Genomic DNA, 20990 nt, shown 5'->3' with positions numbered 1-20990 from the left:
GGTTGTTCCGGTCAGGGCCGGAGCGATTCGCGGATCTGGGTGGCGCATTCGCGGATAGCCCACAGGCTGCTGCCCAGGAGCACGTCCGCGCGGGCGACGAGTGCGAGTACGTAGTCGCTTCGTTCGCCACGGATGGAAACGACCTGCATCTGCCGGTCGCTGAACTGGAGGCTGATGATTTCCAGCCCGCCCGCATCGATCTGCGCGCCGGCCGCTTCACCCAGCGCGCAAAGCGAGCTCATCACGGCCGCGACACGGTTCTGCATGGTCTCGTCCAGCGCACCCGAGAAGGCCGATGGAAACCCGTCAGCCGTGGCCAGCATCGCCCCTTCGGCCCCATTGATCCGTTCGATCATCCCCGACAGGAACTGCTCGAGCACGAAACGCTGAGTGCGGGACAACGAAGACATCGGCGCAGCAAATGAGGTGTTCATGGGGCGAGTTCCAGGGCAGCGCCGTCCGTGCGGCCTTCCAACTGCACGAACAGTACGTCGAGAAGCAGGTGGACGTCTGCGCGCTGGCGCACGTCTACGGAAAAAACCGGGGTGGTGTAACCGCGGGAGGCGAGATGTTCGATGAAGTCGTCCGTCGGGACGGCACCGGGCACGTCACCACGACCCACACCGAGCACGGCTCGCTGATCGCGCAGCAGGTGCCCGAAAGCCTCAAGGAACGGGTCGAGGGCGGCCAGTGCGTCGGGCGCTGCGGCGTCGGCCAGCAGGACCGCCCCCAGCGCGCCCTTGCCGACCATGGGCCACATGAAGGAGAAGCGGGTCTGTCCGGGCACGCCATAGAGGCGCAACAGACCGCCGCCTTCGATCACCACTTCGCCGTAGTCCAGAGCGACCGTGGTCGACGCCTTGGCGTGCGCCTCCCGGTCCGTATTGCGCACCTCGGTGACGACCGGTGGCTTGCTGCTGATCGCGGTAATCGCGGTCGTCTTGCCAGCCCCCATGGGACCGATGAAGACGAGCTTGTAATCCTTGCTCATCGGCTCGCTTCCTTCATGCCCAGGGCGCGGCGGATCGCACCGACCGCCGCATACAGGCGGCTCGGTGCGGCAGCGACGACCGGGGGTGGTGTGTCGTCGATGTCGGCGGTGACCTCCAGCCATCCGCACAGTCGGCAGCCGGCGAGGAAAACGAGGAGATCGTCGCGATCTTTCGAAAAGGTCGTGAGCAGGGCATGCAGCGAGGTCGGCTGACGGGTCAGGCGGGACGCTACATGAAGAAAGGTGTCGCGTCGCTCGAGCGAACCGAAGTCCGGCCAGCGACGCAGCTTGAGGCGGCGGTCGCCGGGGATGCCCAGCGCGTCGGGTTGCCAGTTGCCGGTCAGCGCCAGCGCCCACAACACGTGCGCGAGCGATGAGCGTACGGCCGTCGACGGCGGAATGCCGCGTGGCACGCTGGACAGCATCACCTGACCCTCGCCAAGTACTTCGGCGAGGCGACCTACGGCCGACGGCGCCAGCCAGGCGCAGCGATTGGCCGGGTCGAGCAGCGCGGTCGGGCCCGATGCCGTTGACACGTGGATCATGCGATCGCGGGTTTCCGCGCGCGCCACTTCGTCCAGCCAGCGGTCGAGCGGGCTGGGTGGGAGGGCCGCGGTCATGTGGGGCGAATTCGCGGCGGCGGGCAGCTCGCGCGTGGGCGCGCGTAGCAGCGACATCACATCGGACATCTGGCTGATGTTGGGCCAGCGATCCAGAAAGATGGCGGGAACCGACGAGGCGCGACGCGGACCCGCGATGACACAGCGCGGGCCGCCACGGACGGCGGGGGGGAGGTCGCCCAGGCTTACCGCGAAGAACACGTCGCATTTCTCACGTGGCGCGGTGTGCCACGTGATGCCCGCCAGACGGAGCCCGGCACGTAGCAACATGGCGTCGCTCAGCGGCATGGGGCCAAAGGCGATGGCGAGGGCGGCCTTGCTCATGCGGCCCCCGTCCCGACCAGAGTGCGGTCGCGACGCTCGCGGACGATTCCCACGAGCCAGCGCACCTCGTTGTGATCGTCCGACACCGGCGAGACGTAAAGCTCGTTGTCGAACGCTTCGCCATTCTTGCGGTAATTGCGGACCACGACCTGGGTGGCCTGCTTGAGTGCGATCGCACGACGCAGCGCCGAAATCGCCTGGGGATCCGAATCCGGACCCTGCAGGAAGCGGCAGTTGCGCCCGATGCACTCCGCGGCTGTGTAGCCGGTCAGCTGTTCGAAGCGACGGTTGACGAAAGCGATGGGCTGATCGACCGCCTGTGCGTCGACCATGATGACGCCCGCACCGATCGCCTCGAGCGTGCTCTGCAGATCGCTGAGACGCCCGCGGCTGACGCCGAAAAGACTGACATCCATGACGCTGATGACGCGGAAGCGCTCGCCCCGCTGAGTGACGGTACGTGCCTGGAAAAGAAGAAATTTCTCAATCGCGCCATCGCGGCGAAGCTGGCCTTCGGTGCTCAGCTCCGCACTGTCGATGTCCAGCAAGGGGGCAGCCTGGGGCAGCATGAGGGTGGCCGGCATGCGAAGGCGCAGCTCCGCGCCGAGCAGGTCCTTCTCTTGGATACCCAGCCGATCAGCGAAATCACCGGCGGTCTGTACGACCCGACCCGATGCGTCGGTGATGCAGAGGCCGAGCCGGGTGGCTCGTATTCCCTCACGAAGAAGCGCGTTTTCTGCTTCCAGATAGTCCATGAGTCGCGTAACCCCTGTCCGGCGTGCGATTGGATCGATTTAGGTGATTTTGCCGAATTTTACTACTTAAGTGTGATGCAGTGCTCATTGACGGCCGACTTCGGCTCGGCTTTAGGCCGCACATGTGAAGACGCCCCCGGAGGGGGCGTCTGGTTTTGTTCGCTATGCGCGACCAGCTGGCACGACTGGTCAACCCAGTCGTGCCATTTATGTGCATTGTGAGGTACGCACGGACGACCTGCTGTGAACGGCATCCGCTTATTGAAAGCCGTCCCTCGCCGCTGCCGCCCCGTCATGTCCGGGAGGGCGCGCTCTGCACGGCTTCCTGGCTCTGCGTAATCGTCTGCGAAGGCTGAGGCTGCTGGCGCGCCAGGTCGCTGGCAACGAATGCCTCGGCACTGCTTTGCGCGAGGGGTGTGTTCGCCGCTTTCATCACATCGACCTCCGCATGCTGCTTGAAGGGCGAGTTTTCGGCGCCCTGCATGGCGTACACCTTGGTTGCGTCCTGGTTGAGCACGACCTGATCGATGCTCCTCATCCCGGCGACGGTCGCCGCCGACGTGAGCGAGCCCGCGATGTTGGTGGTGTGCGGGCCGGGCTCGCGGCCATGCTGTGCATCGAGCCCCTGCACACGGTCGAGCGCCTGACGGAACATACCGTTGGCGGGATGGCTTGCGTCGGCGAGTGACGGTACGCCCGCCTGGCGTTGCGCGCTATCGATCGCCTGGAAGGTCTTCGGGCCTGCTATGCCGTCGGCCTCGAGGCCATGCGCACGCTGGAAAGACTGCAGCGCTTCCTTGGTCTGCGTGCCGAAGTGTCCGTCGGCGGCAAGCGGGCGACCGTTCGAGCCGGAGAGGCCCTGATCGCGCAGGTGGGCTTGCAACGCTTCGACCGACGCGCCCGTGGCGCCTTCGCGCAGCGAAGCTGCCGTCGGCGAGTGTGTTGCGGAGGGTGTTGCCGGTGCCGGTGCCGGTGCTGCCGGCGTTGCGGCGGGCTGCGCCTTGTCATGCTGCGGGTTCTGTTCGAGCGCCTTCAGCGTGGCCGGTCCGACGATGCCGTCGGCCTTGAGATGATGGTCTGTCTGGAACCGCTCGATGGCGAGCTTGGTTTCCTTGCCGGCGTGGCCGTCCACGACCAGTGGCTTGCCGTTGGTGTCGGTGTAGCCATGGGCGTTGAGGAGGGTCTGGACGTGCTCGGCTTTCTCTTTGCTCATCCGGTGGCCGCCGCCACCGGCCAGCGGGATCGGATCCGGACCGCCGGGCTTGTATCCCTTGTCGAGCGCGCCTTCCCACGCCTGAGCGGCGTTCTTACGCTCGGCAAGGCCGTTGTGGCCGCCATTGATGTCCTTGCAGGCACCGGTGACATCGGTCTGATGACCGTGGGGCTGGACGCGATCCTTCCAGTAGTGGATGGCGATCTTTGCGGCGACGTCGCGATCGGCGGCCAGCTCGGGATGGTTGACCAGATCGAGTCCCAGCTCCTTGCCGACGGCTTCGTAGTTGGCACGGCCGGTCAGCTGCACATAGCCGCGACCGTGGAATTTCCAGCCGTCGCCCGGCTCGGTGTTCCCGAGGTTCTTCTTGCCCCAGGCACCGCCGTAGATTTCGTTGGCGATCGCTTCCTGACCACCCGCGGCGACCTTGTTGGCTTCGGCGAGTGTGTTCATCCCGTTGCGGCCCGGGAAGACTTCGAGCAGGCGACTGCCGGAGTACCCCAGGCCTTCGTTCATGCTCGAGTAGCCTCCGCACTCCACCTGCATCTGGCCCATGAAATTGGCCAGTTCCCTGGGGTCGTTAATGCCCGCCTTCGTGGCGGCGTCCATCAGATAGTCGGCGTTTTCTTTCGCGGACATGGTGTAACTCCTGGTTGACTTAAAAGGGAAGGTCGTCCGCGGCTTATTGCCCCGGGACGCCGTTCTTCTCGATCGCCGGATCGCTCTTGAGCTTGAGCGTCGCGTCGATCAGTGCATCGTCATCCGTGTCGGTGACCTTGCCCGCCTGGCAAGCGCTCTGTTTCACCGGTTTGTCCTGGCCGTCCTTGAGTACCACCAACCCGCCCTCTTGCAGGTTGTTCGAGCCTGAAACCGAATAAACGAGGTATTTGAACCCAGCGTTGGTGAACGAATACGCATAACCGCCGGTATTACCACCGAAGCCGAGGTGAGTACGCGTGAATTCGGCCGGAGCATTGGCAGCGGGATAGGTGAGCTCCGGCTTTGCCGCATCGCGTCCGTAGGCGTAGTAGAAATGGCCGCTGCCGTGCGTAACGTCGCCCGCCGCGCACATGGAGACCGTCTTGCCGCCTCCGGCAAGCGGGCACGAAAACACCGGTTTGTCGCCCTTGGCGCACATCGTCGGCGCGGGCGCGGCAGCGCCGATAGCGGGGGCGATGAGTGCGGCGGCGAGCAGAAACGCGTTTGCATAGGTCTTCATGGTGGAACTCGACTCCTGGATGACGTGGTGGCGGGAAGTTCGCGCCGACCTCAGATGTTAAGTGGCTCGACCTTGGCTTTTTCCATCAGCCGCGAGGTGAAGTACTTGTCTTCGTAGTAACGGATCTTCTCGCAGAGGACCGGATGCGGAATGCCTTCGTAGAGGAATACTTCCTTGTCCGTGCCCATCGCCTTGAGTTCCTGCGGCAGCATGAGCGCGCGCTTCTCTTCGGTATGGCTGGTCGAGACGTCACCCTTCTTGCTCTTGGTGATGTTCTCGCGACGCACCGTGGTGTAGCCCAGCATGTCGGAGTAGTCGTTGGCGTCCTGCTGCTCGCGCGGGGCGAAGACGATCTGCAAGGCATGGTTGGTGATGACCGTGCGTGAGACGTCCTTGCCGTAGGTCGCGTCCAGCTGCGCCATGCTCTGGATGATCGGTAGCAGACGGATGTTATAGCCGGCCATGTACGAAACGGCCGAGGCGATGATTTCGACCTTGCCGATAGAAGTGAACTCGTCCATGAGCAACAGGCACTGATGCTTCAGCTCCTTGTTGTTCTGTGGCAGTTCCTTCGTGTTGAGGTTGATCAGCTGGCTGAAGAACAGGTTTACGATCAGTCGGCTTTCGGACAGCTTGTTGGGCTGGATGCCGATATAGATCGTCATCTTCTTCTTGCGGACATCGGTCAGCAGGAAGTCGTCTTCGCTGGTGGCCGCGTCCAGCACCGGGTTGATCCAGGCGTTCAGCGGCTCCTTGAAGGTACCGAGGATCGAGGCGAACGTTTCGGCCGCCTGCGAAAGCATGTTGGCGAAGGCCGACTGGGCATTCGAACTCAGGAACGGCTGCTTCGACAGAGTGGTGTACAGCTCCCGCAGGTCGGTACCGTCGCCCGACGACAGGCGATAGATCATGCCGAGCGTGGGCTTGCTGCGCAGCATCAAGGGCAGGTTGTTCTTCTCGTCGAACTCCCACTTCTCGCAGAGGTAAAGCGAGAAGGCCATGAAGGCGTTACGCGCCTGACTGACCCAGAACTTCTGGTCATCGGAGCCGTCCGGGTACAGCATCGTGGCGATGCTCATCAGATCGGACACGCGGAAGGCGGGGTCCTTTGAGACATAACTCAAAGGATTCCAGCGGTGCGTGCGACGGTCTTCCGCAAACGGGTTGAACAGGTAGATTTCCTGTCCCTGGGATTTACGCCATCCGCTGGTCAGGTCGAAGTTTTCCTGCTTGATGTCCAGGACCACGATGGATTCCTGGTAGTCGAGCAGGTTGGGGATGACCACGCCCACGCCCTTGCCCGAACGGGTCGGGGCGGCGAGGATGACGAACTGCTGCCCCGGCAGGCGGACGAGGTCTCCCTTGAACTTGCCGACGAGAATGCCGTTGTCCGCGGGGGAGAGCATCTTTTGCTTGCGCAGGTCCGACGCATGGGCGAAGCGTGCGTCGCCGTGCATGGCTTGCTGCTTCTTCTTCATGAGGAAATAAAGCGCCACGAACCACAGGATCAGCGGCAGGCCGAAGCCCAGGCCACCTGCGGTCTTGATCTTCCACGCATAGGGCGCGACCTGCGGCAGGCCCAGTGCCCGGACGTATTCGTAGTAGGTGGCGAACCTCAGCGGAATCTGCCCAAGGCCGAGAAACAGCAGGGTCAGGTACCCCGAGAGCACCTCACCTGCGAGGAGCGCGATGACGAACAGGCCGGCGGCCCAATATCCCCTGGTCTTACTCATGCTCTATCTACCTTCCTGGCACGGTTGGATTGCGGGCGGAAGTGTAACGTTGCGATTGGTTTTTGGCATGGGCTCATCTCAAAGTCCATGGCTCGGTTGGGAGGGATCGCGCGACGGCGGTTGTTGCTGCGCCACCTGCGCGTTCTGCCGCCCCTGCGCGGCTTGTGCCGCGGCGACCCAGGCGTCGCTGCTCTCGGCCACGCTGGTGCGGGCAGCCTGCTCCGTCGGCAACTCGGCGACGCGCTTGAGCGGCGACTCCATCGCGCCCTGCACGCCATAGATGCGCGAGGCGTCGTCGCTGAGCACCGCCTTGTCGATCCGCTCAAGCCCGTCCTGCCGCGCCTTGACCACCATGCTGCCGGCGATGTTCTCGCTGATGCCGTCCGGCTGACGTCCCTGGGCACGGTCCAGTTCGTGAACGGCGCTGCGCGCCTGCCTGAACATCGGATGGTCGGGGTGATCCGGGTCGTTCAGGGGCACGCTCGGCTTGTCGTGCGCGAACCAGGAACCGGGGTGGGTGAGGGTGTTCCAGGCGCTGTGGGCTTTTTCCTCGACAGCGTGGATGCCCTGGGAGATTTCGTGGCCAACGTGTTGGACACCTTCCTTCAGGTGCTCGAAGCCGTGTTCGACAGCCAATACGCCTGCGCCAACGGCGTCGACGACGCGGTGCTCAACGGCGTCCTTGAACTCGCCGATCGCCTTGGGAATTTCCCACGCGGCCGACAAGCCCATGCGGATGTCGCGGACGTCGTTGCGATAGCGGTCGACCATGCCTTCGTGGGCGCGATACCGAGCCTGGCTTTCCGCATCCATGATGGAGTGACCGAGGCGCGGATTGATCGGCGTGAAGTTGTCGATGGCATGCGCATCGAAATCGATGGCCTTGACCGGGTTGCGAGGACTCAGCAGCGTGCTGTCGTCGCGGTATCCCGCCTTGCTTAGGGTGTCGATGTCCTTCTCGGTCGCGTAGACACGCACTTCCCCAAAGTGCGGACTCGCTGCGGCGACAACGTCGCCGGCGCGAACATGGTCGATGACCTGCGAGCCACCTGACGGAATGCCCTGATTCAGGCCGGCCGCGCCGTAAGCATTGAACGTTTCGCCGTGCAGGCCGAACCGCGACGCGTTGATCTCGGCCAGCGTGCCGCCCAGCGAATGGCCGGTGACGGTGACATTCAGAGGCGTGCCATAGGTCTCTGACTTTTCCTTCGCCGCCGCAAGTACGCGCTTCGTAAATGCTTCGGAGTCCGCGGTTTGAAGGTTGATGCCCGTAAGCACCATGGCGGCATCGACACCACCATCCTGGACCGGTTCGCGATCGAACTCGGTGCCTCGATAAGCAATCACGACCTCGCCGGTGTCCACGCGCTCGTACGCGGTGGCCTGGAAGCCGGTCCGCGGATTGTTCATGGTGTCGATGGCCTTGTACTCGACGCCGTCCAGGATGGTGCTCTTGTCGAGCACCGGGTCGTTATATGCGTCCTGTGCGAGTAAGGCGTAATCGGTCGACTTGAATGTCATGGCTTGCGCTCCTCAGCCTTCATCGTGACCGAGAACAAACGGCCGGCTCCGTGGAACTGGCTGCGGTCGGCAATACCGGTGTCGACTCGGACCGTCTGCGACTTCGTGTACGAACCTTCCGCGAAGTAGCGAGGGATGGCATTTCCGGCAAGGAGATCGTCATGGAACAACGATGCGCTGAACGTTACCGTCGCATGGGTGAGTTCGATACCTGCCGCCATCAGCGCCCAGTGACAGGTGCCCTTGCCAAAGTAATCTTCATCCTGGAGCAAATCGAGATATACCGTCGCGCGATAGATGTTGTCGTGATCGTGACGGAATTCGATGTCGGCGCGTTTTTCAGGGACGATGCGCGCGCCCATGACCGGCGTCGGCGGGACGCACAGCTCGTTCGTGACGCGATAGTCGGCGATGCCGTGGATTCGGTCGAACGGACCCGGCGCGCCATCGATCGTCGCGGTGATCTCGTACCGCATTTTGGGGGCCGGATTCTGCTTGATGTCGGGCTGGGTCATGTTGGCACCGTAAGCGTTGAGATGGATGGCGAATAAAGAAAGAAAGGGTAGGGCGAGTCGTCGGTTCATGGTTGGCTCGTGCTCCTATCGGCCCATGGCGGAGCCGTAATGAATCGTCGGCGTTTCGGTCTGCGCGGTTTGCTGCATTGTCGGCGGGTTGTGGTGCGCTACTTGGGGCACCTGCGCGGCGACGGACTGAAGCACGGCGGTGCTTCGATCGATGGACGTGGATATGCCTGTTTCTGTCGGCACCTCCACCATCTTTTTGAAAGGGGAGTTCATATCGCCCTGGACGGCGAACGTACGGCTGAAGTCGTCGTTCATCACGACATGGTCAATCCGGCTAAGCTCGTGCAGGCGTGCTTCGGCTGTCAGCGCACCGGCCAGGTTTTCGCTCATGTGATCGGGCTTACGGCCGGTGCTGGCGTCGATCGCATGCACTCGCTTGAGTGCATCGGTATACATGGCATGGTCTGGGTGACTCGCGTCGGTAAGCCTTGGGGGATGGAGCAGGCGATCGAGCTCGGCTGAGCCCGTGTCTGAACCCCACACGCTCCGTGCAACTGACTCGGGGATCATGTCGAACGCGCGGGCGCCGTGTACGCTTGCGGCAGCGACGTGGCTTGCAGCTGCGTCAATCGCCCGGGAGGCTTCGATGGCCCCCTGTCCAGCCGCTCGTGCCGCTAGCGCGGAGCGGTCGGCGAGTTCGTGGAGATCCCGTTCGACGCGGTTGGCGTACAACGCCGCGGCGTGCACGGCAAGGGACGGGCCGACGATGGCCGGGTTCTCCAAGGCGTGCGTGTACGCCTCGCGCGCACGAAGGACATCGGACCGGTAACGGTCGACCATCCCGCTGTTGGCCCGGTAACGCGCTTCACCCTCAGGGCCGATCAACGCCGTTTCTCCCTCCCTCGGAACGAAGTTGCTCATGGAATGCGACTTGAGCGCTATCGCGCTTACCGTGCCGCCCAAGGTGGTGTTCTCACGGCCGTAACCAGCCCGCTGCAGCGTGCTGATGTCATCGGCTGTCGCGTAGACGCGCACTTCGCCAAAATGACGGTTCGCGGCGCTGACGGGGTCGCCGGCGCGAACATGGTTGATGACCTGGGTGCCTCCCTCAGGTGCGCCACCTATCAGGCCTGCGGCGCCGTATGCGTTGAAGGTCTCGCCTTTGAGGCCGAACTTTGCTGCGTTGAGTTCGGCCAGGCCACCGCCCAGGGAGTGACCGGTCAGGGTGACGTCGGGTTGTTTCCCTGCGGCTTTGGCATCCCGTGCAGCGCGAGCCAGTACGTCCCGTGTGAAGAGCTCGGACTCCAGCTGTTGGATATCCAGACGCGATGACGCCATGGTTATATCGACGATGCCGTCCAGCGGATCATCCGTTCCGCGGTAGGCAATGACGACCTGCCCTGTGTCGACGTCGCGATACGCGGTCGCGAAGAAGCCCGATGCTCCATCCATCGCCGTGTCTTCTATGGAGAACGTTCGGTCGCCATTTGTGATGGTCCGCTCCATCGGGCCTGTCGAGTAAACGTTGTTCGCAAGAAAAGCATAATCACTGGTCGATAGGTTCACGGCTGCATTTCCTTTGCAGTGACACTAATTGAAAACGTTTTATGAGAATACGGGTACGCGTGACGATCCCTGTTACCCATGTTTCGAGTTTCGAACTCGTCGTTCTGGTAGGCATCGAACGAGAAATATCGGGTCTCGCTCTTCCGTTCCGCAAAGGTTCTTGCGGACACCGGGGTGATAAATCTCATGCGTCCTTTGGCGGCCTCAGCAGTAATGCCTGCCAGCTTCCAGTGACACACACCCTTGCCGAAATAGTCTTCGTCTTTGAGTAAGTCGACATATATTTCCGTGGTGTAAGTGGTATCGCTTGCCTTAACGAGCCGCAGCGGGACGTGCTTGCCGGGAAGATGCCGTGCACCCGATATGGGCTGCTCCGGCACACAACCGTAGTCTGTCACTCCATAGTCTGCGGACGCGTCGACGCTATCGAACGCCCCAGGCGCGCCGTCGATGACCACGGCCAGGGCGTAATGCATCGCCGGATGCGGATTTAGTTCGATCTTTGGCTCTTCCATGTTTCCACCACATGCAGTCAGCAAGAGAAACAGGCCGGGGACGGCGACCTGCACGATTTTCCGGGCCACCCTTGCGGGGGTAGCCCAGGTAAACGCGCCAGGGACGAATCGCGCGAAACGGTTGATGCGAATGCTGTTCATAGGACGGGCGCGATCACGCGCCCGTATCTTCGGGTTTCAGCCCCATCGAGTATTCCTCGAGATCCTTGCCGTCGATCCATCCTGTCGCGCAATCGCCCGCGTAGTGGCCATCAGGTTTGAGCGTGCAAGCGGTGCCGCTCACCGGGCGTTTCCACTCCACATGCGTATCCGCGTCCTTGCAGGCGTCGTTGCCCTTGCAGTTCTTCACGGTGGCCGTGGGGCCCACCTTTACCAATGCGCGGATGAGTTCGCCTTCTTTGCGCTGAGACGCGAGGAGGCATACGAGCTGGTTCTTGCCGACGTGCGCGACCGGTCTGGCTCCGGCGCTCCTGAAGTTGTCCTGCAGCATCGTTCCCTTATCGTTAGCGATGCCACCGAAGGCCAGGTTCGACGTGCAGTCATCGCCGACGTCGACAGCCTCGCCATCGATAGTGCAGGCGACGTTGCCGTACGAATCCTTGCCGCATGCCACCTTGGAACCGTTTGAAGACGACTGCAGCAGCGATTGGTAGTTCTGTGCATCGGCCTTGGCGGCGAAAGCCGGTGCGGCCGTCACTAGCAGTGGTGCGGCGACGCAGAGGAGGAGGGCGAGGCGATGCCTGGCGATAGTCATAGTTACATCCTTGCTGACGGCCGGAAGGCCTCAGGCGGTCTGGCTCGGCGCATGGGAGGGCGTCGCCTGCGTCGGGACGTTAGTTGCGAGCTGCGACTGCTGAGCCGAAGCTTGCAATGCCTGCTTGCCGCTTTCTTCAAGAGACGTGTTTGCCGCTTGCTGTGTCGACGCTTCGGCAACCTGCTTGAACGGCGAGTTCAGCTCGCCCTGGACGGCGTAGACCTTGCTGGCGTCTTCGTTGAGGACGGCATGGTCGACCCGGGTCATGCCCTGTGCGATGGCTTTGCCGGTAAGGACGCCAGCGATCTGGTCGCTCTGTACATCGGGCGTGCGCTGATGCTGCGCGTCGAGACGATGTACTGCGTCACGCGCCGTCTGGAAGACGGGGTGGGCGGGGTGCGCCGCGCTATCTAGTCGTGGCGTCGCCGTGTGCAAGGCTTGCATCGTGGCTTTGCCGACGATGCCATCGGCTTCGAGGCCGTGCGCACGCTGGAACTTCTCCACCGCTGCCTTGGTGTGTTCGCCGAAGTGACCATCGGGTTTGATCGCGTGGCCGTTCTCGTCCTTGTAACCGAGGCGGCTCAGCGATTCCTGCAGAGCCGTGACCTTGGTGCTCTCGTCACCCTTGCTCAGGGTGTCGGGATGATCAGTCGGAGTGTTTGCAGCCTTTGCGACCGCGTGGGAGGGCTCCGCCTTTGCGTGCGTTGCGACCGGGGCGGCTGTGTCGGCCCGGGCTTTGCCGTGAACCGGTTCATGGGTACGGAATTCAGGCTTGGCGCGCAGGGCGCCGACGATCTCCATGTCCTTGCCCCAGAACTTGTCCGGCATGATCGTGACGGGAGCGGGGCCGGTCGAGGTCTGGGAGCCGATAAACTGGATGTGGCCCTCGGCGTCGTAGCCCTTGAATATGGCGACGTGCTGGTCAGAGCCATGCTTGCTCTTCAGCATGAGGACGTCGCCGGGCTGCAGGTCGCCCGGCGTCTTTCCCGCGTCGGTCTTCGAGATCACATCGAAATGCTTTTCCGCATACGCGGTCGTGTGTTTACCGTTGTACAGCGTGTGCGTACTAAAAGGCTGATCACCCACGTCGTAACCCGCGTTCTTCATTCCTCGCCAGACGAAGGAGGAGCAGTCGACGCCACGGTATCCGTCGCCATCGAGATCCTGTTCCGTGCGGCTGGAGTCGATCAGATGGTTGCCGCGGCTGTTGCTGTGGCGCATATCCGGTCGTCCGTACTCGAACTTGAGCCCGGAGCGGAAAAAATGTTCTTCGGCGGCGTCGAGGATGTCTTTGCTCATTGCGGTCTTCCTTATGCGTCAATGCATGCCCATGGAGAACTGTTCGACTTTGTCTTCGTCTACCCATCCTGCGGCGCAACCACCCGAAAAATCGCCATCGTGGCCGATCCACTTGCATTCGTCGGCTGGCTTCGGCGCGATCCATTGCACGGCATGCGAGGCGCACAGATGGTTGCCCTTGCACGCCGCGACACGCTCGATGGGAAGCGCCTCAACGTAGAGGCGAGTAGTGGCTCCCTCCTTCTCCGCGGTCGCAGCAATGCACAGGAATTGCCCGTCAGCGAGTTGCGCCACCGGTTTTGCCTTGTCGGGAGCAATCGCGTCGCCGAGGGTCGCTCCCGGCTTACGAAGCACCTGACCGAAGAAGCTGTCGCCGCGATCGTCGCACCCGGTCACATCGACGTCATAGCCACCGGCTGTGCAGGCGGGATTGCCGTACTTATCCGTGTGACATTCCACAGTGGACGAGTTGTCCATTTTTGCCAAGCGTGCCTGGAGCGCGGCGGGCGTAAGCTCTGGAGCCGCAGGAGCGCCGGAAGCCATGGTCTGCGCCATCGGCACAAGCAGGGCCAGGAGGAAGGTCAATGCCGACCTCGGGACGGATGGTGCGGTGGCGTGGTCGGGGTTGCGATTTAGCATCATGGATTTCCGGGAAGTTCCGTCAATGGAGGAAGGGGGCGCTCTCAGCGACCGGGTGTTGGGGCGTCTGGCGTTTGCTTCGGACGTTGTTCGTCAGCCGTCGGGGAGCTCAGCTTTGCCACCTCGGCACTGCTCTGCTCAACGGGCGTATTGACGGCCTTCGCCGTATCCACCTCCACCATGCGTTTAAGCGGTGAATTGAGGTCGCCCTGCACGCCATACGCACGGCTGCCATCGTCACTGAGTACGACGTGGTCGATCTTCGTCAGGCCCTGTTTCTTTGCTTCGAGCACGACGGAACCGGCGAGCTGATCGCTCTGCGTATCCGGTGTGCGTCCGTAGTGAGCATCGAGGCGATGGACGGCGGCGCGCGTCGTTTCGAAGAGTGCATGGTCGGGGTGAGCGGGGTTGTCCAGGCGGGCAGGGCTGATCTGGGTCTGCGAGGCAGGTGGCGTCTCCTGGGGCTGGCCCACGTTCCCGTCCGCGAGACGCTGCATCACTTCGGGCGTCAGTCGTCGCTGCCAGTCCTCGAAGCGGTTCTCGCGGTCGTCCAGCCCGGCTGGTCGGCCGTTGAGTGCCTGGGTAGCGGCGCGGACATCCTCTCGGGCGTCCTGCGGCACCTGCTTCTCCCAGTACCACGCGGCGATCTTCGAGGCGTGCTGCGGGTCGGCCGCGAGGTCCGGCTGCCTGACCAGATCGAGGTCCAGCGCTTCGCCAGCGGCGCGGTAGTTGTCCTTACCGATGAGGGGGACGTAGCCGCGGCCGTGATACTTCCATCCGTCGCCCGGCTCGTCGTTGCCGAGCCGTCCGCCGTACATCAGTTCGGCCAATTGCTCTGGCTTGCCCATCAGGGCCTGTTTGCGCGCGGCGTCCAGGGCGTCGTTGCCCTCGCGCCATGCTTCGGGCACCGGGATCTGGGAGATGTTTCGCGTATAGCGAAAACTCTCCTCGAGCCGGTTCAGCCCGTTGGATTCGTGAGTGACCTGGGCCATGAAGTTGGCCAGTTCCCTCGGGTGGGTGATCCCTGCGGCCGTCGCATCCGTCAGCACCTGGGTTTCGCGGTCAAGCGGCATCTACAACTCCTGGTTAGCTCCTATGCCGTCGTGCTCCTTGGGGCCTGGCAACTCCGCCGTCCGTGGCGGAAGCCATGAGCGATGGATCAGGAGCTACGGGCCGTGATGCGGTGCCGGCGCAGCCTGCTGTGCCTGCCCCTGGTTCTGTTGCGCGGCCTGCTGGGTCTGGCCCTGTGCCGCGTTGCGGAAGAGGTGCTCGTCCGCGACCTGGGTGCTCTGGGCGAGTGGTGTATTGAGGCCGCGCATCACATCCACCTCGGCGACCATCTTGAACGGCGAGTTCAGATCGCCCTGAACGCCGTACAGCTTGCTGGCGTTGTCGTTGAGCATGACGTGGTCGATTCGGCACATGTTGGCGGCCGCAGCGGAGGCCACGAGCGAGCCCGCGAGCTGGCCACTCTGCAGCGACGGTTCGCGACCATGCTCGCGGTCGATCTTGTTCACGCCGGTTTCCGCCTGCTTGAACATGCCATGAGCCTCGTGCTTCGGATCGGCCATGGTTGTGGCCGGCGCCTTCTGCTGCGCTTCCTTGATCGCTTCCAGCGTCCTGGGGCCGGCGACGCCATCGTCCTTCAGGTGATGGTCGCGTTGGAAGGCTTTCAGGGCAAGATCGGTGTTGCCGCCGAACTTGCCGTCCGTACCGAGCGGCGTACCGTTGGGGTTGGTATAGCCGAGGTTTTTCAGCGACGTCTGAAGCTCGGTGACGGGGGTGCCGACGCTATGCATCCGCAGGTAGTCGTCCTTCGGCTGCGCGTGGCTCTTGCCCTGCGCATGGTCGGGTTCGGCCTGACCCGTCGCGAGCGCGATGCCCTTGCGCATGGTGGGGCCGTTGGCGATCTCGATCAGGTTGGCGGCGTACTTAGGATCGGTGGCGTAGCCGGCCGCCTGTAGTGCTTTTGCTTCACCCTCGAGGTTGCCCTTTACGCCGGGATCGAACAGGCCATGCTTCGCGTAAGTGGGGTTTTCCTGGACGAACTTGATGCGGTCCTTGATCGACTCTTCATACGAGCCGTACACCCGGAACTTCGACGTCTCCATGACGTCCTTGCCGTTCTTGTGCTCCCAGGCGGTCACCGACTTCGACTCGCCGTGCCAGCTGGAGTCGGCCTTGATGTTGTACAGATTGTGGGTGCCGTGCAGGGTCTTCTGGCCCCAGCCCGTTTCCGCGGCGGCCTGGGCAAGAAGAAGTCGCTCGGAAACACCGGTTTCCTGCGCGATTTTATGAATCGAGGGATAGATTTCGGCGATGAACTGCTGCTGTGGTGTCGACATCACGTGGCTCCTTGTGTCCGGCGATCAATGGGATTCGTGCGCGGGCACGGACATCGTGAACGGGATGCGCTTGTTCGCATCGTTCATGAGGAAGTACTGGCCTGAAATCTTCAGCTGGCCGGATACCTCGTGAAAGCCTTCGGTGCCCTTGTCGACCCACGCCGAGTACGCGTCCTCCACACCCGGGAGTTCTTCATCCCGCGTGGTCTTGATCGTGCCGTCGGTGGCCGAAAGCTCGACAACGCTGAGCAGGGTCTGGTTCAGCGAGGTCTGCTGGTGCATGTCCGTCTGAACCAGCACGAACAATGAGTCACCGATGGCGACGCAGTGTGTCGCGCGGTTCTGGTAGCGCCGGGGCGGCAACGGAATCGACTTGATCCACTTGACCTGATGGGACGTCGGGTCGTCTACATAGACGGTGGCACGCCCATTCATGCCTTCCTTTGTGACGGCGCCTGCCACGCATTCGCCGCCGTTGAACGGGGTCGATCCGTAAGCACTGAAGGACTTGGGCACCGTCACAACCGAAGCTGCCGTGGCCGCGGCTGGGGCTGCATCGTAAGCGTGCGCGAGCATCGGGACCCAAACCAGTTGGGCGACCAGAGCAGCCGCGAGGGCCATGGTGCGTACGCGCTTGCCTGAACGATCGATTGTCATGTGTAGCTCCTGTTTGACGAACGGGTAAGTGGTTGGCACGAGGAACCGCGCCTATCCGTAGGACGGATAACGGTGCCGGCAAATGCGGGCTGAAACGGCTTGAGGTGAACTTGGCGCAGCAAAGGCGCCCGCGAGCATCGGCATGCTCAAGCGGAGAAGAAGCGCGCGCACGGGCGCAGTGCCGGTGTGCACCGGCCTGGAACGGTCAATCGTCACGTGTAACTCCTGTTTGATGATCGCCTGGCTTTGCCTCCTGCTGGCCGATCCCGCCGTCCTGATGGGATGTCGCGGGGCGCCTCAGCGAAGTACCCTGTGCCTTTTTAGCACAGGTACGCTGCTGTCTTCAGCGTCTTGCCGTATTTCCCCATGGCGCCAGTCCATGCCGATCGATGCCTCAGGGGCCCGCGATTCAGGCCTAGCGCTTACCGAGTATAGATTTTTTTGGAGGCTAAAACCGTGCGCCCCCCGCAATTTCGGGTTGGTGGCGAGCTTAGCGCGGGCGCTGCGAGGCAAATAGTGTGATTGTCAGTAGCAGGGCTTTCATAAGCTTCGGTCGGCACCGCCTCACCCTGTTGGTATTCCTTGAGTAGGGGCAGTTTCCGCAAGCGCATTATAAGGGCTGAAATTGCCCTCGAGGGTTGCAGAACCATGCTGCTGATGTCGTCGGTGTTACCGATGCTAGCGCAGGCTTTAGGTCAGTTCACTCGTTCTGAAACATAAAAGCCCCACGCGGGTGCGGTGCGGACGACTTTCTTCGGTTTGCGCGCTCGTCGGCAGCGCCTTGAGCGCTTGCTTTGAAGCTTTTAGCAATCGCGCCGCATGAAGTCGGACGCAGAACGTGATTGGTCAAACGCTGGGAAACAAGTTAACGCCATTATCAGCGAAGGCGCTTATCGAACGCGTACAGGATGTGCACATAGCGTAGACGTCACTTCGCAATCCTTGCCGTTACCGCAATGACGAGGAGCCCGCGTGGATGCCTCATTCGTATCTGTCGTGGTGGCCGGATAGGCCAGTCCGTCGCTTGGTAGTCGATGGCGATCGCACCCCAACGGTCCTCCCACACGGGAGCAGGACCTGCGTTGGTACGCGGAAGATTCGGATTGCCTGATTGCTCGTACGGAGAGCCGGGTGCCGTTGGAGGGATGCATCCGGGATTGCCGGCACCGCACTGTGCCGACCCAAACGGGGTGTAAGCCACCATCAGAAACCATAGTAGGGTCTTGGACTTCACACTTTAAGCTCAGTCGGAGTTCTGAGTGCCCATCTCCGAGGTGTTCGCGGTGGGGATCCCGCCCCCAAGCTCTAATGGGCTAACGTGGATGGTGCGAGTCGACCCGCCTGGGTTGCGTGCTACATCCTGGCCACCCATTCGGGGGCGGGCCGTCAGTGCTGCCGAACCCAGCGAACGTCGCGAGGTATCTCGCGGCGGCGATGGCCTTCATCAATTGCATCTCTGTAGTGACTATCTTGGACCGTACGACGAGCGCGAACATGGTTCCTATCCTGATAATCGACGACAGTGATCCGAACACATCGTACGACGTTAGCGTAGGTTCTAGGGGTACTGCACTTGCTATAGAGCACGTGGAAAGTATTTTCTGATCTGCAACCACGCAATGCGCGGCGCCCCGGCCGCGCGAGAAAATCCACTGGTCCAGACGGTTACGCTATTAGTATACTCGCCGGGGTACCGTGCATTTACTGTAAATAACCTGGCAGGTCCCCCGGCAGGCAGAAAGTGCTCGCTGTTCCGCAACTCCGGTGGATTCACCAGTGTCCCAGTTCAGGCCGCCCCCGTTTATCTTTTGGGTCAACGCCGCGCATTGGTTGTGAAAAGCAAATATCACTTCGCACTTTACGCCGCCTCCGCGGGCGCACGTTTCAACGGCCAATCGCTCAGCTTCACTGCGGGATTGCCTGTTTTCTACAGTTCCCGCTTCACCGGTGACGTCATCCATAGCGAACGCCCCCCATGTCTCCTCCCATACCGGTTGGGGGCCGACGGACTGGATACCTGACGCACCGCTGTCAGAACCTTGTGAATACGGCGAATTCGGCGCCGTTGGCGGAATGCAGCCTGGGTTACCAGCGCCCGGGATTCCTGGCGCGCATTGCGACCAGGCTGACGAGGCATAGGCGCAAGCAAATAGCAAGAAGGGCAGAGCCTGTTTCATCACGCGATTTCCCAAATTACGTGGAGCTGCCGGTTTTCACCGTATCTGAATTGGTGGGTCGATTATTCCCACATGACCCAACGTGAGTCACCGGCCGCGCTTGATCCCGCTGCGCGGGCTGCGTGTTACCGCTCAAACCCGGCGCACGCGTACTCATTGCATCCGGCCGACGCTGAGCATTGGCACTTGATCTTGCCACCGAGCTAGGATTGCTCACGGTATCAAACGACGAGTACGCTGCAAATGGCCCCAGCTTACCCTGGAAGAGTGCGGCAGCCATCGGCGGCGCCATGACGATGAAAGTGGAAAGCAAGAGACCGACGCCGACCTGCTGTAGTGCTTCGACGATACTTATCCGACCTGGATCTCGCGCTTTTAGCGTACGGGGTGGGGGCGCTGCACTTGCTATAGATCACGTGGCAGTCGTTCCTGATTTGCGGAGAACCCGGTACTGTTGGAGGGATGCATCCTGGATTGCCAGCGCCAGGAATGCCGGCGTCGCACTGTGCCCATGGTGCCAGAGGTGAAAGCAGTACGAGTAACAGCGCGGCTTGGCAACCGTTCGGAATCATTCGATGTCCCATCGGATGTGTTCGTCCGTTGGCCGTCGGTTTGACCACGATCCGTCGTGTGGAGCGTGCAAGAAGTGCTTGTTCATGCTTGATCCGAGTCCCCGAGTCCCCGAGTGCTTCCGAATTCTGCGTAACAAGCGTTCGCCACCCGAAAAACCAATATCTTGACGTTCATATCCACGTCGATACGCATGGGCACGAACTGTCGGCTGCGACGACTTACCAGGCAAAGCTGTGACGCGAACGCAGTCGGTTAGTTCACTCGTTCCGGCATGCTGCAGTCACTATAAACAACGCGGCAAGATGAATCGCCGCATTCGGTCAGTGCGTTCGATTTTGCCATGCTGACGGTTGGCGCAGTTGATGTGCCCATGATTCCGCCGGATGGCTTCTGCGCGATCGCCGCGCACTGGTTGTAATACGACACTGCGATGTCGCACGACGTCCCGCCACTTGAACTGCACTTCTGGAGCGCGTCGTGTTCGGCGGAAGACTTACTCACTGCCCCGGTAACGATACCTACGTGTCCCCGTGGGTCGACCGAGACCGCCCCCCATCTGTCTTCCCATCTGGCAGTCGGAGCAGGTTGGGCCGGAAGCTGATCGCTCCCCTGATAATAAGGCGATCCCTGTTGGGTAGGAGGTACGCAGCCCGGGTTGCCAGCGCCTGGGATTCCAGGAGCACACTGCGCCCACACCGCGCAAGTCATCAGTGTCGCGCTAACGAATGCCAGGAGCTGTTTCATCATTGTGGAGTCTTTCCGGTTCCGGTGAGTGACGTAAATTTACTGCCGTCCTGGACGAATCGGGAGCTACTCGCTCCGGAACATGCGGCGGAATCGAGCGAATCATAGCTAGACTGCCCATCGTGCCTATTTTCCACAATGGTATTTGCAGGCTGAGGTGGCGGCGTAGTCACCGCAGCCTGCTTACCGTGAGCAATGGCCGCCTGATCCTGCCCACCAAGCTGGGATCCGACGCCACTGAACGACGAGTACGACGCAACGTGACCCAGCATGCCCTGGAAGCATGCGGCGGCCATCGGCGGTGCTATGGCAATCAGCATCGGTGTCAAGGCCGATGCAACCCAGTTGCAGGGGTACGCTGTCGTCCTGTCGTTGTTGCCGATGCCTGCAAAAGCTCCCGGTCAGTTCACTAGTTCCGACATGCTGCAGCCAGTATAGGCAACTCGGCAAGATGAATCGCGGCATTGGGTCAGCGCAGTGGATCTCGCAATGTCAATGGTCGGTGCCGATGCAGTACCCATGGTTCCACCCGACGGTTTTTGAGCGATGGCGGCGAACTGGTCGTGATACGACAGCGATATTGTCGACTCCCCGTAAACTTACTCCAGACATAAACCGAGGTCTCCGGGCAAAATATCCCCAAGGAGACCCACGATGCGCAAGAGCAAGTTCACCGAGAGCCAGATCGTCGCGACGCTGAAGCAGGTCGAAGGCGGCAGGCAGGTCAAAGATATGTGCCGGGAGCTGGGCATTTCCGAGGCGACGTACTACGCCTGGAAGTCAAAGTACGGCGGCATGGAGGCATCCGATGTGCATCGACT

Annotated in this window: 18 protein-coding genes; 1 reads left to right on the top strand and 17 read right to left on the bottom strand. The window is 62.0% G+C overall.

From position 1 onward, the window contains the following. Positions 1–11 precede the first annotated feature (11 nt). From BLT40_RS16500 to BLT40_RS16420, 17 genes are all read right to left on the bottom strand, one after another. Positions 12–434: a roadblock/LC7 domain-containing protein gene (locus BLT40_RS16500; RefSeq protein ID WP_036114805.1), complete on the bottom strand. Its 423-nt coding sequence runs from the start codon at positions 432–434 to the stop codon at positions 12–14. Then, positions 431–991: a GTP-binding protein gene (locus BLT40_RS16495; protein ID WP_036114803.1), complete on the bottom strand. Its 561-nt coding sequence runs from the start codon at positions 989–991 to the stop codon at positions 431–433. The genes BLT40_RS16500 and BLT40_RS16495 overlap by 4 nt, the downstream gene beginning before the upstream one ends. Beyond that, the gene (locus tag BLT40_RS16490) at positions 988–1935 is read right to left on the bottom strand and encodes a hypothetical protein (protein WP_090354999.1); all 948 of its coding nucleotides are present in this window, start codon (positions 1933–1935) and stop codon (positions 988–990) included. Before BLT40_RS16490 ends, BLT40_RS16495 begins: the two co-directional genes overlap by 4 nt. Further along, entirely contained in the window at positions 1932–2690 is a 759-nt protein-coding gene (locus BLT40_RS16485; protein WP_079520902.1) for a PAS domain-containing protein, read from the bottom strand. The genes BLT40_RS16490 and BLT40_RS16485 overlap by 4 nt, the downstream gene beginning before the upstream one ends. Before the next feature lie 292 nt (positions 2691–2982). Beyond that, on the bottom strand, positions 2983–4542 hold the full coding sequence (locus tag BLT40_RS20735; protein WP_090354997.1) for a peptidoglycan-binding protein: 1560 nt from the start codon (positions 4540–4542) through the stop codon (positions 2983–2985). A 43-nt stretch (positions 4543–4585) separates the two neighbouring features. After that, the gene (locus BLT40_RS16475) at positions 4586–5122 is read right to left on the bottom strand and encodes a hypothetical protein (protein WP_090354995.1); all 537 of its coding nucleotides are present in this window, start codon (positions 5120–5122) and stop codon (positions 4586–4588) included. 50 nt (positions 5123–5172) lie between these two features. After that, on the bottom strand, positions 5173–6855 hold the full coding sequence (locus tag BLT40_RS16470; protein ID WP_036114784.1) for a type IV secretory system conjugative DNA transfer family protein: 1683 nt from the start codon (positions 6853–6855) through the stop codon (positions 5173–5175). Between the two features lie 78 nt (positions 6856–6933). Continuing rightward, a complete protein-coding gene (locus BLT40_RS16465) occupies positions 6934–8376 on the bottom strand; it encodes an XVIPCD domain-containing protein (RefSeq protein ID WP_090354993.1) in 1443 nt (480 codons plus the stop codon). Further along, positions 8373–8960, bottom strand: a complete 588-nt coding sequence (locus tag BLT40_RS16460) for a hypothetical protein (protein ID WP_090354991.1) — start codon at positions 8958–8960, stop codon at positions 8373–8375. Before BLT40_RS16460 ends, BLT40_RS16465 begins: the two co-directional genes overlap by 4 nt. A gap of 15 nt (positions 8961–8975) precedes the next feature. Then, positions 8976–10466 (bottom strand): XVIPCD domain-containing protein, encoded by a 1491-nt coding sequence (locus tag BLT40_RS16455; RefSeq protein ID WP_079520910.1) that lies wholly within the window; start codon positions 10464–10466, stop codon positions 8976–8978. Continuing rightward, a complete protein-coding gene (locus tag BLT40_RS16450; RefSeq protein WP_079520911.1) occupies positions 10463–11122 on the bottom strand; it encodes a hypothetical protein in 660 nt (219 codons plus the stop codon). The genes BLT40_RS16455 and BLT40_RS16450 overlap by 4 nt, the downstream gene beginning before the upstream one ends. Before the next feature lie 13 nt (positions 11123–11135). Beyond that, positions 11136–11735, bottom strand: a complete 600-nt coding sequence (locus BLT40_RS16445; RefSeq protein WP_079520912.1) for a hypothetical protein — start codon at positions 11733–11735, stop codon at positions 11136–11138. Positions 11736–11765: 30 nt separating this feature from the next. Further along, entirely contained in the window at positions 11766–13034 is a 1269-nt protein-coding gene (locus tag BLT40_RS16440) for a peptidoglycan-binding domain-containing protein (protein WP_079520913.1), read from the bottom strand. An 18-nt stretch (positions 13035–13052) separates the two neighbouring features. Beyond that, complete coding sequence (locus BLT40_RS16435) at positions 13053–13676, bottom strand: hypothetical protein (RefSeq protein ID WP_052191173.1); 624 nt, start codon at positions 13674–13676, stop codon at positions 13053–13055. A gap of 41 nt (positions 13677–13717) precedes the next feature. Further along, entirely contained in the window at positions 13718–14746 is a 1029-nt protein-coding gene (locus BLT40_RS16430) for an XVIPCD domain-containing protein (RefSeq protein ID WP_079520914.1), read from the bottom strand. 93 nt (positions 14747–14839) lie between these two features. After that, positions 14840–16018 (bottom strand): glucosaminidase domain-containing protein, encoded by a 1179-nt coding sequence (locus tag BLT40_RS16425; RefSeq protein ID WP_079520915.1) that lies wholly within the window; start codon positions 16016–16018, stop codon positions 14840–14842. Positions 16019–16042: 24 nt separating this feature from the next. Beyond that, positions 16043–16675: a hypothetical protein gene (locus BLT40_RS16420; RefSeq protein WP_079520916.1), complete on the bottom strand. Its 633-nt coding sequence runs from the start codon at positions 16673–16675 to the stop codon at positions 16043–16045. Between the two features lie 4148 nt (positions 16676–20823). Here BLT40_RS16420 and BLT40_RS16400 point away from each other — a divergent pair. Further along, positions 20824–20990, top strand: a 167-nt coding sequence (locus BLT40_RS16400; protein ID WP_143025902.1) for a transposase, incomplete at its 3' end; no start/stop codon positions are given.

The organism is Dyella sp. 333MFSha (genome assembly GCF_900102405.1).
GTDB lineage: Bacteria > Pseudomonadota > Gammaproteobacteria > Xanthomonadales > Rhodanobacteraceae > Luteibacter > Luteibacter mycovicinus.
The sequence above is the reverse complement of the archived record's forward strand: the minus strand, read 5'-3'. Positions and strand labels throughout refer to the sequence as shown.

Excerpts from the sequence above, each read along its gene's own strand:
- BLT40_RS16425 (WP_079520915.1), bottom strand. The coding sequence starts at position 16,018 with ATGTCGACACCACAGCAGCAGTTCATCGCCGAAATCTATCCCTCGATT.
- BLT40_RS20735 (WP_090354997.1), bottom strand. The coding sequence starts at position 4,542 with ATGTCCGCGAAAGAAAACGCCGACTATCTGATGGACGCCGCCACGAAG.
- BLT40_RS16435 (WP_052191173.1), bottom strand. The coding sequence starts at position 13,676 with ATGATGCTAAATCGCAACCCCGACCACGCCACCGCACCATCCGTCCCG.
- BLT40_RS16475 (WP_090354995.1), bottom strand. The coding sequence starts at position 5,122 with ATGAAGACCTATGCAAACGCGTTTCTGCTCGCCGCCGCACTCATCGCC.
- BLT40_RS16420 (WP_079520916.1), bottom strand. The coding sequence starts at position 16,675 with ATGACAATCGATCGTTCAGGCAAGCGCGTACGCACCATGGCCCTCGCG.
- BLT40_RS16500 (WP_036114805.1), bottom strand. The coding sequence starts at position 434 with ATGAACACCTCATTTGCTGCGCCGATGTCTTCGTTGTCCCGCACTCAG.
- BLT40_RS16430 (WP_079520914.1), bottom strand. The coding sequence starts at position 14,746 with ATGCCGCTTGACCGCGAAACCCAGGTGCTGACGGATGCGACGGCCGCA.
- BLT40_RS16460 (WP_090354991.1), bottom strand. The coding sequence starts at position 8,960 with ATGAACCGACGACTCGCCCTACCCTTTCTTTCTTTATTCGCCATCCAT.
- BLT40_RS16490 (WP_090354999.1), bottom strand. The coding sequence starts at position 1,935 with ATGAGCAAGGCCGCCCTCGCCATCGCCTTTGGCCCCATGCCGCTGAGC.
- BLT40_RS16450 (WP_079520911.1), bottom strand. The coding sequence starts at position 11,122 with ATGAACAGCATTCGCATCAACCGTTTCGCGCGATTCGTCCCTGGCGCG.
- BLT40_RS16495 (WP_036114803.1), bottom strand. The coding sequence starts at position 991 with ATGAGCAAGGATTACAAGCTCGTCTTCATCGGTCCCATGGGGGCTGGC.
- BLT40_RS16440 (WP_079520913.1), bottom strand. The coding sequence starts at position 13,034 with ATGAGCAAAGACATCCTCGACGCCGCCGAAGAACATTTTTTCCGCTCC.
- BLT40_RS16445 (WP_079520912.1), bottom strand. The coding sequence starts at position 11,735 with ATGACTATCGCCAGGCATCGCCTCGCCCTCCTCCTCTGCGTCGCCGCA.
- BLT40_RS16470 (WP_036114784.1), bottom strand. The coding sequence starts at position 6,855 with ATGAGTAAGACCAGGGGATATTGGGCCGCCGGCCTGTTCGTCATCGCG.
- BLT40_RS16465 (WP_090354993.1), bottom strand. The coding sequence starts at position 8,376 with ATGACATTCAAGTCGACCGATTACGCCTTACTCGCACAGGACGCATAT.
- BLT40_RS16485 (WP_079520902.1), bottom strand. The coding sequence starts at position 2,690 with ATGGACTATCTGGAAGCAGAAAACGCGCTTCTTCGTGAGGGAATACGA.